Annotated in this window: 15 protein-coding genes; 8 read left to right on the top strand and 7 right to left on the bottom strand. The window is 70.0% G+C overall.

Annotation, left to right across the window (positions count from 1 at the left end; genetic code table 11):
* Window positions 1-63 precede the first annotated feature (63 nt).
* Window positions 64-648, top strand: coding sequence for a YbjN domain-containing protein (locus HCA58_RS21130; RefSeq protein WP_169599574.1), 585 nt, complete (start codon window positions 64-66; stop codon window positions 646-648).
* Between the two features lie 28 nt (window positions 649-676).
* Here the strand turns inward: HCA58_RS21130 and HCA58_RS21125 are convergent, their stop codons facing one another.
* From HCA58_RS21125 to HCA58_RS23920, 4 genes are all read right to left on the bottom strand, one after another.
* Window positions 677-1,105 (bottom strand): globin, encoded by a 429-nt coding sequence (locus HCA58_RS21125; RefSeq protein WP_169599573.1) that lies wholly within the window; start codon window positions 1,103-1,105, stop codon window positions 677-679.
* A gap of 62 nt (window positions 1,106-1,167) precedes the next feature.
* Window positions 1,168-2,547 carry an MFS transporter gene (locus HCA58_RS21120; protein ID WP_169599572.1) on the bottom strand — a complete coding sequence of 460 codons (1,380 nt, stop codon included), beginning with the start codon at window positions 2,545-2,547 and terminating at the stop codon, window positions 1,168-1,170.
* Window positions 2,548-2,769: 222 nt separating this feature from the next.
* On the bottom strand, window positions 2,770-3,825 hold the full coding sequence (locus tag HCA58_RS21115; RefSeq protein WP_346776070.1) for a mechanosensitive ion channel family protein: 1,056 nt from the start codon (window positions 3,823-3,825) through the stop codon (window positions 2,770-2,772).
* A 127-nt stretch (window positions 3,826-3,952) separates the two neighbouring features.
* Complete coding sequence (locus HCA58_RS23920) at window positions 3,953-4,084, bottom strand: hypothetical protein (RefSeq protein WP_277351284.1); 132 nt, start codon at window positions 4,082-4,084, stop codon at window positions 3,953-3,955.
* On the opposite strand from HCA58_RS23920, the gene HCA58_RS21110 reads away from it, so the two are divergent.
* Window positions 4,074-4,607 carry an HNH endonuclease gene (locus HCA58_RS21110; protein ID WP_169599571.1) on the top strand — a complete coding sequence of 178 codons (534 nt, stop codon included), beginning with the start codon at window positions 4,074-4,076 and terminating at the stop codon, window positions 4,605-4,607. The genes HCA58_RS23920 and HCA58_RS21110 overlap by 11 nt on opposite strands.
* 48 nt (window positions 4,608-4,655) lie before the next feature.
* Here the strand turns inward: HCA58_RS21110 and HCA58_RS21105 are convergent, their stop codons facing one another.
* From HCA58_RS21105 to HCA58_RS21095, 3 genes are all read right to left on the bottom strand, one after another.
* Window positions 4,656-5,405, bottom strand: a complete 750-nt coding sequence (locus HCA58_RS21105; RefSeq protein WP_240956546.1) for a class F sortase — start codon at window positions 5,403-5,405, stop codon at window positions 4,656-4,658.
* Window positions 5,406-5,504: 99 nt separating this feature from the next.
* Complete coding sequence (locus HCA58_RS21100; protein ID WP_240956544.1) at window positions 5,505-6,047, bottom strand: hypothetical protein; 543 nt, start codon at window positions 6,045-6,047, stop codon at window positions 5,505-5,507.
* 105 nt (window positions 6,048-6,152) lie between these two features.
* Window positions 6,153-6,632 carry an Lrp/AsnC family transcriptional regulator gene (locus HCA58_RS21095; RefSeq protein ID WP_169599569.1) on the bottom strand — a complete coding sequence of 160 codons (480 nt, stop codon included), beginning with the start codon at window positions 6,630-6,632 and terminating at the stop codon, window positions 6,153-6,155.
* A gap of 147 nt (window positions 6,633-6,779) precedes the next feature.
* On the opposite strand from HCA58_RS21095, the gene HCA58_RS21090 reads away from it, so the two are divergent.
* From HCA58_RS21090 to HCA58_RS21065, 6 genes are read left to right on the top strand one after another with little or no spacing between them, the layout of a single operon-like run.
* Window positions 6,780-7,673, top strand: coding sequence for a tryptophan 2,3-dioxygenase family protein (locus HCA58_RS21090; RefSeq protein ID WP_169599568.1), 894 nt, complete (start codon window positions 6,780-6,782; stop codon window positions 7,671-7,673).
* A gap of 16 nt (window positions 7,674-7,689) precedes the next feature.
* Window positions 7,690-8,979 carry a kynureninase gene (kynU, locus tag HCA58_RS21085; protein WP_240956543.1) on the top strand — a complete coding sequence of 430 codons (1,290 nt, stop codon included), beginning with the start codon at window positions 7,690-7,692 and terminating at the stop codon, window positions 8,977-8,979.
* On the top strand, window positions 8,969-10,300 hold the full coding sequence (locus HCA58_RS21080) for an NAD(P)/FAD-dependent oxidoreductase (protein WP_169599566.1): 1,332 nt from the start codon (window positions 8,969-8,971) through the stop codon (window positions 10,298-10,300). The genes kynU and HCA58_RS21080 overlap by 11 nt, the downstream gene beginning before the upstream one ends.
* A gap of 20 nt (window positions 10,301-10,320) precedes the next feature.
* A complete protein-coding gene (locus HCA58_RS21075; RefSeq protein ID WP_169599606.1) occupies window positions 10,321-11,802 on the top strand; it encodes a 2-hydroxymuconic semialdehyde dehydrogenase in 1,482 nt (493 codons plus the stop codon).
* Window positions 11,799-12,614 (top strand): fumarylacetoacetate hydrolase family protein, encoded by an 816-nt coding sequence (locus HCA58_RS21070; protein ID WP_169599565.1) that lies wholly within the window; start codon window positions 11,799-11,801, stop codon window positions 12,612-12,614. Before HCA58_RS21075 ends, HCA58_RS21070 begins: the two co-directional genes overlap by 4 nt.
* Window positions 12,611-13,537, top strand: a complete 927-nt coding sequence (locus tag HCA58_RS21065) for an acetaldehyde dehydrogenase (acetylating) (protein WP_169599564.1) — start codon at window positions 12,611-12,613, stop codon at window positions 13,535-13,537. Before HCA58_RS21070 ends, HCA58_RS21065 begins: the two co-directional genes overlap by 4 nt.
* Window positions 13,538-13,559: the final 22 nt, after the last annotated feature.

The raw sequence follows: 13,559 nt of genomic DNA, 5'->3' as shown, positions 1-13,559 counted from the left end.
GTCCATCCTCGGATCCACCCACTGTAGGCGACCGGATCCGCTGGGGAGTGAGGTGCGCGAGCGATGCCGTGGTGGTCATGGCGTCCAGGTCCCGCCGGTGGCGGCGACCCGGAAACGCGAAGCAGGATCATGGTGGAAGGTGGCGTCCGGGTCGGCCCGCCGGTGCCCCGGCAACCGGGGGACGAGTGCCCGGCTGCGGAGCGTCCTTTGATCGTCGACATGCCAGCCACGGTCGAACAGGTCACGTTGAGCCGGATCTGTGACGCGCTCGATCTACTCGACGTGCGCTACCTGGCCGACGGAGACGGCAACCTGTTGGCGATGTGGGAGCGGCATGCCGTCCTGGTCACCCTGGAAGGACCGGAGGACGAGATCCTCGTGCTGCGGGCCCGGCCGCACGCGACGGTGCCGCCGGACTGGGCGGACCGGGCCTACCGGGTGGTCAACGAGTGGAACCACACGCGACGCTTCTGCAAGGCGTACGTCGGCGATCCCACCGAGCGGGGCCAGCTGCCCATCTACGCCGAATTGCAGGTCCCGCTCGCGGCTGGGACCCACGACGCGCTGCTTGTCGAGTTGCTCGACTGCGGTGCCGCCGTGGCGACCAGCTTCGTCGACTGGCTGCACGACGAGGGCGCCCTGCTCTGACCGGTGCCGACTGGCGAGGTGGTGCAGGTCAGCCGCGTTCCGACGGATCCGACATGTCATTGACCATGAAGTACGCCGCCCGTTCGAGGTAGCTCCACAGCTCCGTCGCCAGCGCCGGGGGCAGGTCGATGCTTTCGACTGCCCGGCGCATGTGACGCAGCCAGGCGTCGCGTTCGGCAGCGCCGATCCGGAACGGGGCGTGTCGCATCCGCAGTCGAGGATGGCCTCGCTGCGCCGAGTAGGTGTTCGGGCCGCCCCAGTACTGCATGAGAAAAAGTCGCATCCGGTCGGCGGCCGGCCCCAGATCCTCCTCCGGATACATCGGGCGCAACAGCGGATCGGCGGAGATGCCGGCGTAGAACTCCTCGACCAGCCTGCGGAACGTGGGCTCACCGCCGACGGCGTCGAAGAACGTGACCGCTCCACCGTGGCCTTCGGACTCACCTGCGGGATTCACCGTTCCATCCTGCCAGGCGTGTCCCGGTGCTCGTCCGGTCGGCACCGGGTGGCGAGGGTGGCTCAGGTCACCGCGTGCCGGGGCCGATCCGGATCCACCTGGTCGGGACCATGATGGTCGGAGGTGTCCTGTTCCGAGGGCTCGTCGGGGGCGACAGTTCCGGCAGCTGCGGCGGAAGCGGTCTGGGCGGCCTCGACGGAGGCGGCGACGGTCTGCTGGTCGGGCCAGCGCAGGATGACCAGTGACATCAGCACCACCCCGGCGGCGCTCCACACGCCGACCACGAGTGGAATCGGAAACCGCTCGGCGAGTAGCCCGGTCACCAGTACGGCCGCGCCCTGGATGACCTGCATCCCGGTCGCCATGACACCGAACGCCCGGGCCCGGAAGCCGTCCGGGAGTGACTGGACGAACAGCCCGTTGGCCGTCGGGAGCAGCCCGGCGACCGCGAACCCGCAGACCCCGGCGAGGAGCGCCACCACCACCGGCGGCGGGTCCAGCAGCGCTGGCACCAGCGCCAGCGGGGCGGCGACAGCCAACGGCCGGAGCAGGAGCAGCCGGCGGGCCGGTGCGACGGTGCGGCCGATGACCAGCCCGCCCAGGATGAAGCCGGCGGGAGTCGCTGCCATGATCACCGCTTGCGAGAGGCCGGGGTCGACGTTCTCTCCGGCGTGTTCGTTGGCCCAGGCGGCGGCCAGCCCTTCGGGAACGATGGAGAAGAGCATGGCGCTGAAGACCAGGACGGCGATCGCCCGCAGCATCGGCGTCCCGAAGACCATCCCAAAGCCCTCGGCGGTCTCGCGGAGCAGGTGACTGCGGTGGGTGTTGTTCATCGCCGGCGGCCGGTCCCGCACCCCGAACCGGACGAGCGCGGCGGACAGTGCGAAGGCGCTCGCGTTCATCAGCAGCGCGGCGGTGGGACTCACCGTCGCGATGGCGGCACCCAGCAGGTAACCGACCACCTGGGCGGCCTGTCCGACACTGGCGTTGATCGACAGCCCGACGACGAGCCGGTCGCCGGGCAGGATCAGCGGCAGCAGCGCCGACCGCGCGGCCTGACTCGGTGAGTTCGCCAGCGTGGTGGCGAACAGCAGGGCCAGGATCACCGGCACCGGCATCCCGGGAATGGCGACGAGCAGCATCAGCGCCATCCGGATGAGGTCGCAGGCCACCATGACCCGACGGAAGCGGTGCCGTTCGGCGAGTGTGGCAAGCAACGGGCCGCCGACCAGCCAGGGCAGATAGCTGACTGCGAAGGCAGCCGCCGACAACGCCACGGACTCGGTTTCCCGATAGACCAGGAGGGTGACCGCTGCCTTGGCGACATAGTCACCGACCCACGTCAGCGTGCTGGCCGCGAAGACGGCGCGGTACTCATGTTCGGCGAAAACCTCCCGAAAGGTGGCCGGTCCTTTCGTCGAAGGTCGCTCGTCGGACACCATCGCCTCCATCGTCCCGATGCCCTGCCACTCGTGATGGCGGCCCGGGGGCCATCGTCAGTCTGCGGATCAGCGAGGACGTGACACCGCTCGGTAAGCGTGTGCACCGGATTCTGCCCGATCGTCTGACAACTAGCTAGGGCGAATGGTTGGTTGGTCGCATCTCCGACTGAACGAACGGACGATACCCGAGGGGCCGCTCAGCCGCGACACCCGCCGGTCGGTTCAGGTGGCACCACCCTGACCGGTTTCCGAATCGGATCGAGTAGGTAGACCGTAGAGGCGGCCCGCCGCGATCCGCGCGGTGATACCCGAATTCTCGAGCGCCTCGGCCAGCCGGCGACGCAACTCCCGACCGACGCTGAACTGACCGTCGGCAGTGGTCTTCACCACCGTGCGAATCAGCGTGCCCTCCACAGTGACCTGCTCGACGCCGAGCACCTCCGGCGGCTCGACGATCGACGAGGCCAGTTCCGGGTCCACTGCGATCGAGGCGGCGGCGGTACGCAGCACCGCCGTGGCCTCCTCCGTACCGGCGAAACCGATCGGCAGGTCGACCACCACCAACGCCCAGCCCTGGCTCTTGTTACCCACCCGGATGATCTCGCCGTTGCGGATGTACCAGAGCACCCCTCGGGCGTCCCGGACGGTGGTGACCCGGAGCCCGACGGCCTCGACCACCCCGGTCGCCTCGCCGAGATCGACGTTGTCGCCCACCCCGTACTGATCCTCGATCAGCATGAACAGCCCCGCGATCAGATCCTTGACCAGGCTTTGCGAGCCGAAGCCGAGCGCCACGCCGGCAATGCCCGCGCTGGCCAGCAGCGGTGCCAGGTCGAAGCTGAACTCTTTGAGCACCATCAGCAGGGCGATGCCGAAGATGAACGCGGTGCTGAGACTCCGGAGCACCGAGCCGATGGCCTCGGCGCGCTGCCGGCGGCGTTCCGGCACGAACTCGCCGGGGTCGGTGGCGGCGGTCGGGATCCGCTCACGCAGCGGACGGAGCATGGTCGGCACGCCGGCGTCGGTGGTGGTACGTACCAGCCGTCGGATGGTGCGGTGTACCAGCCATCGGGCAGCCAACGCCAGCAGCAGGATCACGATGATCCGCAGCGGCTTGACGAGTATCCAGAAGCTACCCTCGGCGAACCACACCGAACCGGTCCAGTTCCAGACGATCTCGCACAGGACCTCGTTCAGGCACTCCGGGCTGGGCGTCTCGACGACCTCGGAGTCGGACGGGGCGGGGGTGGGGCTGAGGCTGCTCAGGTTCACCCTGATTTCGTACCGCAACCGACCGGCTGGTCCGACGTCGACCCACCGGCCCGCGATGCCCGGTCCGGTGGGGCGCGGCCGGGGGTCGCCGCCCCGTGGTACCCAGGATTAGTGCGTGCATTCGTGGGTCCGATCAGGGACGATTGGCGCAGCGGACGTCGGTGATCCGGCCGGCGTCGACGTGGTGTGGGGCGGTGCCCGCGCACCGGTCGGCGGTGGCGAGTGGTGAGCCGCTTGACCGGGAGGGTGACGCGATGCCTGACATACGACCCACGGTGGGCTCCGGCGCGCTGGTCCTCAACGCCACCTACGAGCCCCTGTGTGTCGTGTCGGTACGTCGTGCCGCGATCCTCGTGCTCTCCGCCAAGGCGGTGTGTGTCGCCGACGGTGAGGGCATCCTGCACAGTGCCCGCAGTGCGTTGCCGGTACCGTCGGTTGTCCGCCTCACCCGTTTCGTCCGGGTTCCCTACCGTACCCACGTGGGTCTGTCCCGCCGGGCGATCTTCGCCAGGGACGGCTGGCGGTGCGCCTACTGCCGGGGGCCGGCGGAGACCATCGACCACGTGTTCCCCCGCAGCCGGGGCGGCCGGCACGCCTGGGAGAACGTCGTCGCCGCCTGCGCCAGATGCAACCACACGAAGGGCGACAAGACTCCAGCGGAACTGGGCTGGCGACTGCACGTGCTGCCGACCGCACCGAAGGGGATCGCCTGGCGGGTGCTGGGCCACCGCGCCCCCGACCCGCGCTGGGCAAACTGGCTCGACCTTCGCGAACCCGAAGCCGCCTGACGCCGATCGGTGGAACGACGGTCCCCGCCCGCACGGTGCCACAGGACCTCACCGGGCCTCGACCAGCGAAGCGAACACCACCACGTTGTCCGCGTACCCGGTCTCCCCGCCGACCCACCGTCCGCCGCAGGTGATCAGTCGTAGCTGCGGACGGCTGAAGTCACCGAAGACGTCATCTGCGGGTAGTTGTTCCTTGTCGAACCGATCGATCCGGTCGACCTCGAAGATTGCCACCGAGCCGTCCGAACGGGCGACCTCGACACGGTCACCGGTCCGCAACCTCGGCAGCTGATGGAAGACGGCCGGGCCGCTGGTGGTGTCCACGTGTCCCACGATGACGGCCGGGCCGTACTGGCCGGGAGTGGGCCCCTGGTCGTACCAGCCGGCCTCCTGCGCACGCTCGGCCGGTGGAGCGGCGATGCTGCCGTCGGGCGCGATGCCCACGTTGTGCACCGGAGCGGCCAGATCGATCTTGTTGATCTCGATGCCGACCGGCTCGCTCGCCGACAGTAGTGGGAACTTCTTGGGTGGCGGTCCCAGGCCGGCGATGAACCGGTCCGGCAGCACGCTCAGCCCGGTGAGGCGCTCGATGCCGAGCAACGCGATGATCAGCAGCATCAGCGAGCCGATCACCAGTACCGGTAGCCCGGGACCGGAAAGACGGGAACGTCTGGCCCGCGCCGCACATGGCTGACGTCGCCGGGGCGGCAGCGGCGCAGCCATGGGATCGGGCGTGGCAACGCTCGCCGCGCCCATCTGCCCGGCGACCCGGACCAACCGGCCACCCGTCGCGACCATCCGCTGCCAGGCCCGGCGGCTCCGACGGGTGTTGCTCCGGGCCGGACCGGGACCCGGTTCCGGCGCGGGTACGCGCAAGCCGGCCATGGCGACAGTGGGTCAGGAACCGGCCCGGCGCCGGCTGCTCAGCAGTCCGAACACCACCGCCGCGGACACCGTGGCGACGCCGCCCAGCAGCAGCATCGAACCGGTGCCCTGGCCAGCCGTACCGCCGCCACCGGTCGCCGGCCCCTTGGTGGGCTGGTCCATGTTCAGCACGGTGAGGGTGGTGCTCGCGGTGCGGCCGTTGTCGCAGCGTAGCTGCACCGGGTAGTCGCCGGCCGCCTTGTTGCCGGGTACCGTGACCGACCCGGTGAGGAAGCCGTTGTCCGGCCGCAGGTAGACCCGATCGAACGCGTCCGAGGTCACCTCGGCCTGCCGGTCGTTGGCGTTGTCACAGCTAGCCCGGATGTTGACCCGGGAACCGGCCTGCACACTGTTCGGTGTCACCTCGACGAACGTGTTCTCACCCGCTCTGGCAGGTGCGGCGCCGGTCAGCAGCCCGGCGAGAGCGAACGCCGCGATCAGGACGAACGCCCCGAACTGTCGGGTGATGGTCGACGGGGTGCGGTGGACGCCTTCGTACTGGCGCAGCCCTTCCATGATCCCCTCCCTCCCGGTACCGACGTACCGATCCTGTTGGGGCGACCCGGGTGGCCTTCCCCCTCCGGCGAGGGCTAACCCGGCTCCTCGTGACCGGCACAGTTGTCAGGAAGGGCCCCTTGCTCTTGCGGAGGCGTCAACAGTTGGCCCTTCCTTCGGAGTGACCGGCCGCCAGGCGAGTGGGGTGGAGAGCACCATGGTGCTCGACGGCTGGCCGTAGGGGGCGAGCCGGTCGATGACCGCCTCGAAGTCGCCGATCGAACCGGCCGCGACCTTCAGCACGCTGCACGCATCGCCGGTGATCCGGTGGATCTCCAGAATCTCCGGCCACCGCTTGACCTCCGGGTCGTGCAGGATGCAGCGGGCGCCGTAACAGGACATGCGGATCAGCGCGACCACCGTGCGGCCGGCACGGGCCAGGTCGACGTGCGCGTGGTACCCGCTGATCACTCCGGTCTCCTCCAACCGGCGGACCCGTTCGGCGACCGCGGGCGGCGACAGGTGCACCCGCCGGGACAGCTCGCTGTACGACAGCCGCGCGTCGGCCTGCAACTCACGGAGTAACGCCCAGTCCATCTCGTCCATGACGTGACCTTACGTCCGAAAGGCCTATCCCGACGAGGGGGTTTCATTCCTGAGGTCAACCGCGCGAAGCACCGTTGAACAGGCATTCCATCCGACCGGCCCGACGGGAGATCATGACTCGACGGGCGACCCGGAAGGAGCGGACGCATGGAGCAGACGGAGCTGCGCCCCCGGACGGAGGTACGGCCGGTCACCGCACGACAACGGGCGGCCCGCGCCGCCCGCAACGGCGGGGAGCCGACCCTCGAGTTCACCGAGCGGGTGCCGTACGACACCTACGTGCATGCCAGCACGCTGCACCAGCTGCAACAGCCGCTCAGCGGCGACCCGGGTGAGATGTCCTTCCTGATGGTCAGCCAGATCATGGAGCTGTACTTCAGCCTGACCTGTCACGAACTGCGGGAAACCACACGACTGCTGCGCGCCGATCGGGTGTGGGAGGCGTTGGCCCCACTGCGCCGCGCCGCGCTGCACCTGGAAGGGCTGAACGCGGCCTGGCGGGGCCTGCGCTGGATGACCCCGGCCGACTTCAACCGCTTCCGTAACCTGCTCGGCGAGGGCTCGGGCTTCCAGTCAGCCATGTATCGGCACCTGGAGTTTCTGCTCGGACTTCGGGATCCGGCACTGATTCGCCCGTTCCGTCGGCAGACCGACGTGTACGCCGAACTCACCGACGCCCTCGCCACGGCGAGTGTCTGGGACGAGGTGGTCGCCCTACTCGCCCGGTACGGCCACGAACTACCCGCCGAACTGCTGGAGCGGGACGTCGCCACCGAACACGAGGCGCACCCTGTCGTGGAGGCAGCCTGGGTGGAGATCTACGCCGACGACGGTCCGGACAACCACCTGCGAATGCTGGGTGAGGCGCTCACCGAAGTGGCCGAGCAGTTCGGTGACTGGCGGCACCACCACGTCAAGGCGGTGCAGCGGACCATGGGCGCCAAGGTGGGCAGCGGTGGATCCGCCGGGCTGGCCTGGCTGCAACGCAGCATGGCCCGGGTGGTCTTCCCGGAACTGTGGTCGGCCCGGACGGCGATGTGAGGCGATCATGACGACGATGAGGAACGACACCGAGGCCGAAGCTTTCCGACTCGACGCGGCCGAGCCGGGTCACCGACACCTGTTCCATGTGCCGCCGGCCGACGGCGGACGTTACCCGGAGGCCGCCTACCTGGCCGGCAACTCGCTCGGCCTGCAACCGAGGGCCACCCGCGACGAACTCCTCGCCGACCTGGACGCCTGGAGCCGGTTCGGCGTCGAGGGGCACCTGGAGGCGGAACGGCCCTGGCTGCCCTATCACGAGTTGCTGACGGCACCGGCCGCCCGACTGGTCGGCGCCCTGCCCACGGAAACCGTGGTGATGAACTCGCTGACGGTCAACCTGCATCTGCTGATGGTCAGCTTCTACCGGCCGACAGGCGAACGGACCCGCATCGTCATCGAGGACTCCGCCTTCCCGTCGGACAGCTACGCGGTGCGCAGCCAGGCGCGGTACCACGGCCTGGACCCCGACACCACAGTCGTCCGGCTCGCGCCGCGTCCCGGTGAGGACAACCTGCGTACCGAGGACGTCACCGCGTACCTGGCGGCTGAGGGGCACACCGTGGCGCTGGTACTGCTGGGCGGCGTCAACTACCTCACCGGCGAGCTGATGGACGTCCCGGCGATCACCGCAGCCGGCCGGGCCGCCGGTGCGGTCGTCGGGTGGGACCTGGCGCACGCGGTCGGCAACGTGCCGCTGTCGCTGCACGACTGGAACGTCGACTTCGCCGCCTGGTGCTCGTACAAGTACCTGAACTCGGGACCCGGTGCGCTGGCCGGGGTCTTCGTTCACCAGCGGCATCACGGCGACACCAGCCTGCCCCGCTTCGAGGGGTGGTGGAGCACGGCGGCAGCGACCCGGTTCGAGATGGCTCCGGTGAGCCGACCACCGGCGACGGTCGAGGCGTGGCAGATCTCCAATCCACCGATCTTCGCGATGGGACCGGTCCGTACCTCGCTGGCGCTGTTCGACGCGGTGGGCATGCCGGCGCTGCGGGCGCGCAGCCTCCGACTCACCGGTTACCTGGAGCAGCTGCTCGACGAGGTGACCGCCCGTCGGCCCCTGTGGGTGATCACCCCAGGTGAGCCGCGTCGCCGTGGTTGCCAGCTCTCGGTACGCATCGGCCAGGGCAGCGCCAGCGAGCTGACCAAGCGGCTGCGCCACGAGCACGGGGTGATCGCCGACGCGCGGGAACCGGACGTGGTCAGGTTCGCCCCGGTGCCGCTGTACTCGACGTACCACGACTGCTGGCGGGTCGCCGACGCGCTGGCCGCCACAGTTGCGGAGGTGACGGGTGACCGGTGAACGCGACGAGATCGCGGTGGTGGGTGCCGGGCTGGCAGGCTGCCTGCTCGCCTGCTTCCTCGCGCGCCGAGGCCATCCGGTGGCGCTCTACGAACGGCGTCCCGACCCACGTAGCGGCACCCCCGAGCGGGGCCGCTCGATAAATCTGGCCCTCTCCGAGCGGGGGCTCGACGCCCTGCGCCGCATCGGACTTGCCGAGCAGGTGATGACGGACGCCCTGCCGATGCGAGGTCGGATGATCCATCCGGTGGCCGGGGCTCCCGCATTCCAGTCCTACAGCGTCTCCGGAGACCGGGCGATCAACTCGATCAGTCGGGGCGCGTTGAACAACGCTCTGATGGCAGCCGCCGTCAAGCTGCCAGGGGTGCGGATCGCCTTCGAGCATCGGCTCGTCGGGCTCGACCCGCAGACCGCGACGATGACCTTCGAGACCCCCCAGGGAACGGTCACCGCGAACGCCCGCGTGGTACTCGGCACCGACGGCGCCGGCTCGGCGGTACGCGGGCAGCTGCTCACCCACGACCTGGTCACCGAGACTGTCGACTTCCTCGACTACGGCTACAAGGAGCTGACCATCCCGCCGCGGGACGGCGAGTTCGCCCTGGACCCGGGTGCGCTGCACATCTGGCCGCGGGGCACCTCGATGATGATCGCGCTACCCAACCCGGACCGCTCGTTCACCTGCACCCTGTTCTGGCCCAACCACGGCACCGCCAGCTTCGCCTCACTGGGCAGCGCGGCGGCGATCGAGCGGCACTTCGCGCAGCACTACCCGGATCTGCCACCGATCGCGCCGGACCTCGTCGACGACTACCAGCACAACCCGGTCGGGGTGCTCGGCACGGTGCGATGCGACCCGTGGCAGGTCGACGGGCGGGTCGCCCTGCTCGGAGACGCTGCGCACGCCATCGTGCCGTTCTACGGCCAGGGTGCGAACTGCGCCTTCGAGGACGTGGTCGAGCTGGACCGCTGCCTCGACGAGTGCGCCGGGGACTGGTCGGCGGCGCTGCCGCTGTTCCAGCACCGCCGGCAGGACAACGCCGAGGCGATCGCCCGGATGGCGCTGACCAACTTCGTGGAGATGCGCGACAAGGTCGCCTCTGCGGCCTTCCGGATCCGCAGGCGGGTCGAACACGCCCTGGAACGTGCGTTGCCCGGCCGTTACGTCTCCCAGTACGAGCTGGTGTCCTTCTCCACCGTTCCCTACGCCCAGGTGCGGAGGCGGGTCCGCCGGCAGCACCAGGCGCTCGGCCTAGCTGCCGCCGGCCTGGCGGCGGTCGCCGGCGCGGTGGTCACGCTCGGGCGGAGGAGACGGCGATGACGCTCTGGGATCCCCGGCTGATGGCCGGGCGGGCACCCGACGGTCCCGGTCTGCTGCGCAACTTCGTCGCCGGCGAGTTCGTCGACGCCGGAACCCGGTTCACCAAGCGCAGCCCGGTGACCGGTGAGCCGGTGTTCGAGGTGGTCGAGGCAAGTCGGACCACAGTGGACGACGCGGTGGCGGCGGCCCGGACAGCCCTGCGCGGCCCGTGGGGCCGGGCGGGGGAGCGGGAGCGCGCCGAGGTGCTGCGCCGGATCGCCAACGAACTGGAGCGCCGTTTCGACGACCTGGTCGCCGCGGAGGTGGCCGACACCGGCAAGTCCATCTCGCAGGCCCGCGCCCTGGACATCCCCCGGGGTGCAGCGAACTTCCGCGCCTTCGCCGAGATCGTGGCGACCGCACCCACCGAGTCGTTCACCACCGTCACGCCGACCAGTGGTCGGGCGCTCAACTACGCGGTGCGCAAGCCGGTCGGTGTGGTCGCAGTGATCGTGCCCTGGAACCTGCCGCTGCTGCTGCTCACCTGGAAGGTCGCACCGGCGCTGGCCTGCGGCAACGCGGTTGTGGTGAAGCCGAGTGAGGAGACACCGGCATCGGCCACCCTGCTCGCCGAGGTGATGGCGGCGGCCGGGGTGCCCGAGGGCGTGTTCAACCTGGTGCACGGCTTCGGGCCCGACTCGGCCGGCGAGTTCCTCACCCGCCACCCGGATGTCGACGCGATCACCTTCACCGGTGAATCGGCTACCGGCGGTGCCATCATGCGGGCCGCTGCTGACGGGGTGAAGGCGGTCAGCTTCGAGTTGGGCGGCAAGAACGCGGGGCTGGTCTTCGCCGACGCGGATCTGGACGCGGCGGTCGCCGGATCGGTCCGGTCGAGTTTCACCAACGGCGGTCAGGTGTGCCTCTGCACCGAGCGGATCTACGTGCAACGGCCGGTGTTCGAGGAGTTCACCGCGCGGCTGGCCGAGCGGGCCGGTGAACTGGCGTACGGCTGGCCGGCCGACGAGACGACGGTGAACATGCCGCTGATCTCGCACGGTCACCGGGACAAGGTGCTCGGGCATTACGACCTGGCGCGGTCCGAGGGCGCGCGGGTACTGGCCGGTGGCACGGTGCCACGGTTCGACGATGCCCGCGACGGCGGCGCGTACGTGCAGCCGACGGTGCTGACCGGGCTCGGACCGGACACCCGGACCAACCGGGAGGAGATCTTCGGGCCGGTGGTGCACGTGGCGCCGTTCGACGACGAGGACGAGGCGTACGCCCTGGCCAACGGCACCGAGTACGGCCTGGCGGCGACGGTCTGGACCCGCGACGTTGGGCGGGCGCACCGAGCCGGTGCCCGGTTGGACGCCGGAATCGTCTGGGTCAACACGTGGTTCCTGCGTGACCTGCGGACCCCGTTCGGCGGGGTGAAGGCCTCCGGTATAGGTCGTGAGGGTGGCGTGCACTCACTGAACTTCTATTCCGAACTGACAAACGTCTGCGTGGATCTGTCATGAGTGAACGGAACATCGGGTTCGGTGACGCCGAGTCGGCGGCCCGGGAACTGGCCGGTGCTCGGACGAGCGGCAGGCCGTGTCCGCCGTTGCGGGGTCGACTGCTGCCGGAGGGTGACGTTGAGGCCGCGTACCGGGTGCAGCGACGCCAGGTGGGCGAATGGCTGGCGTCCGGACAGCGCCGGGTGGGCGCCAAGATCGGTCTGACCTCCCGGGCGGTCCAGGAGAACTTCGGGGTGTACGAGCCGGACTTCGGGGTGCTCACCGACGCGATGGCGGTGCCCGACGGTGCCGAGGTGCAGATCGGCCACCTGCTGCAGCCCCGGGTGGAGGCGGAGGTCGCCTTCGTGCTCGGCGCCGACCTGCCCGAGGAGCAGGTCACCACCGCCGACCTGCTGCGTACCGTCGACCATCTGCTGCCGGCCATCGAGATCGTCGACTCGCGGATCGCCGGCTGGGACATCTCCATCGTGGACACGGTGGCCGACAACGCATCGAGCGGTCTGTTCGTTCTCGGCACCACGCCCCGCCGACCGGCCGAGGTCGACCTGCGGCTGTGCGGGATGGTCCTCGAACACGCCGGTGAACCGGTGTCGGTGGGGGCCGGGGCGGCTTGCCTGGGCAATCCGTTGCACGCCCTGGCGTGGCTGGCCGGAACCATGGTCCGCGCCGGTGATCCGCTGCGCGCCGGGGATGTGGTGCTGTCCGGCGCGCTCGGCCCGATGGTGCCGGTGACGCCGGGCGCGGCGTACGAGGCGCGGATATCCGGTCTCGGTTCGGTACGAACCTGTTTCACCAGGGGGGAAGGCACATGACGGGTGTGGCGGTGATCGGGTCGGGCAACATCGGCACCGACCTGATGATCAAAGTACTACGGCTGTCGGATTCGCTGCGGATGGTGGCGATGGCCGGCATCGATCCGGACTCCGACGGACTGGCGCGGGCCCGCCGGCTCGGCGTGGCCACCACCGCGCAGGGCGTCGAGGGTCTGGTCGCGATGCCCGAGTTCACCGACGTGGAACTGGTCTTCGACGCCACCTCGGCCGGCGCGCACCGGCACAACGACGCGGTGCTACGGGCGCACGGGCGGACCGTGATCGACCTGACCCCGGCAGCCATCGGCCCTTACGTCGTGCCGCCGGTCAACCTGGAGGAGCATCTCGGCGAGACCAATCTGAACATGGTCACCTGCGGGGGGCAGGCGACCGTGCCGATCGTCGCCGCGGTACGGCGGGTCACCCCGGTCGCGTACGGGGAGATCGTCGCGTCGATCGCCGCACGGTCGGCCGGCCCGGGAACCCGGGCCAACATCGACGAGTTCACCGAGACCACCGCACGCGCGATCGAGGTGGTCGGCGGTACCGACCGGGGCAAGGCGATCATCGTGCTCAATTCGGCCGAACCGCCGCTGCTGATGCGCGACACCGTCTACTGCCTCTGCCCGGACCCCGACGCCGACCGCGCCGCCATCGCCGCCTCCGTCGGCGACATGGTGACCGCCGTGCAGGAGTACGTGCCCGGCTACCGGCTCAAGCAGGACGTGCAGTTCGACCGCGTCGACACCTACCTGCCATCGCTGGGGCGGCGACTCGACGGGTTGCAGGTCTCGGTCTTCCTGGAGGTCTCCGGTGCCGGGCACTACCTGCCCGCGTACGCCGGGAACCTGGACATCATGACCTCGGCCGCGCTGCGCACCGCGCAGCGGCTGGTCGACCTGCGGGCACAGGTTGTCGGATGAACGCGAGGAGTGCAGCGCGACG

This window comes from Micromonospora sp. HNM0581 (genome assembly GCF_012726175.1).
In the GTDB taxonomy this organism is placed as follows: domain Bacteria; phylum Actinomycetota; class Actinomycetes; order Mycobacteriales; family Micromonosporaceae; genus Micromonospora.
Note: the sequence above shows the minus strand (reverse complement) of the source record. Positions and strands in the feature narration are given on the sequence as shown.

What these genes read in the sequence shown, in the direction of transcription:
- HCA58_RS21130 (WP_169599574.1), top strand. Translation starts at nt 64, where the DNA reads ATGCCGTGGTGGTCATGGCGTCCAGGTCCCGCCGGTGGCGGCGACCCG.
- HCA58_RS21120 (WP_169599572.1), bottom strand. Translation starts at nt 2,547, where the DNA reads ATGGTGTCCGACGAGCGACCTTCGACGAAAGGACCGGCCACCTTTCGG.
- HCA58_RS21110 (WP_169599571.1), top strand. Translation starts at nt 4,074, where the DNA reads ATGCCTGACATACGACCCACGGTGGGCTCCGGCGCGCTGGTCCTCAAC.
- HCA58_RS23920 (WP_277351284.1), bottom strand. Translation starts at nt 4,084, where the DNA reads ATGTCAGGCATCGCGTCACCCTCCCGGTCAAGCGGCTCACCACTCGCC.
- HCA58_RS21105 (WP_240956546.1), bottom strand. Translation starts at nt 5,405, where the DNA reads ATGGTCGCGACGGGTGGCCGGTTGGTCCGGGTCGCCGGGCAGATGGGC.
- HCA58_RS21100 (WP_240956544.1), bottom strand. Translation starts at nt 6,047, where the DNA reads ATGGAAGGGCTGCGCCAGTACGAAGGCGTCCACCGCACCCCGTCGACC.
- HCA58_RS21095 (WP_169599569.1), bottom strand. Translation starts at nt 6,632, where the DNA reads ATGGACGAGATGGACTGGGCGTTACTCCGTGAGTTGCAGGCCGACGCG.
- HCA58_RS21090 (WP_169599568.1), top strand. Translation starts at nt 6,780, where the DNA reads ATGGAGCAGACGGAGCTGCGCCCCCGGACGGAGGTACGGCCGGTCACC.
- kynU (WP_240956543.1), top strand. Translation starts at nt 7,690, where the DNA reads ATGAGGAACGACACCGAGGCCGAAGCTTTCCGACTCGACGCGGCCGAG.
- HCA58_RS21075 (WP_169599606.1), top strand. Translation starts at nt 10,321, where the DNA reads ATGGCCGGGCGGGCACCCGACGGTCCCGGTCTGCTGCGCAACTTCGTC.
- HCA58_RS21070 (WP_169599565.1), top strand. Translation starts at nt 11,799, where the DNA reads ATGAGTGAACGGAACATCGGGTTCGGTGACGCCGAGTCGGCGGCCCGG.
- HCA58_RS21065 (WP_169599564.1), top strand. Translation starts at nt 12,611, where the DNA reads ATGACGGGTGTGGCGGTGATCGGGTCGGGCAACATCGGCACCGACCTG.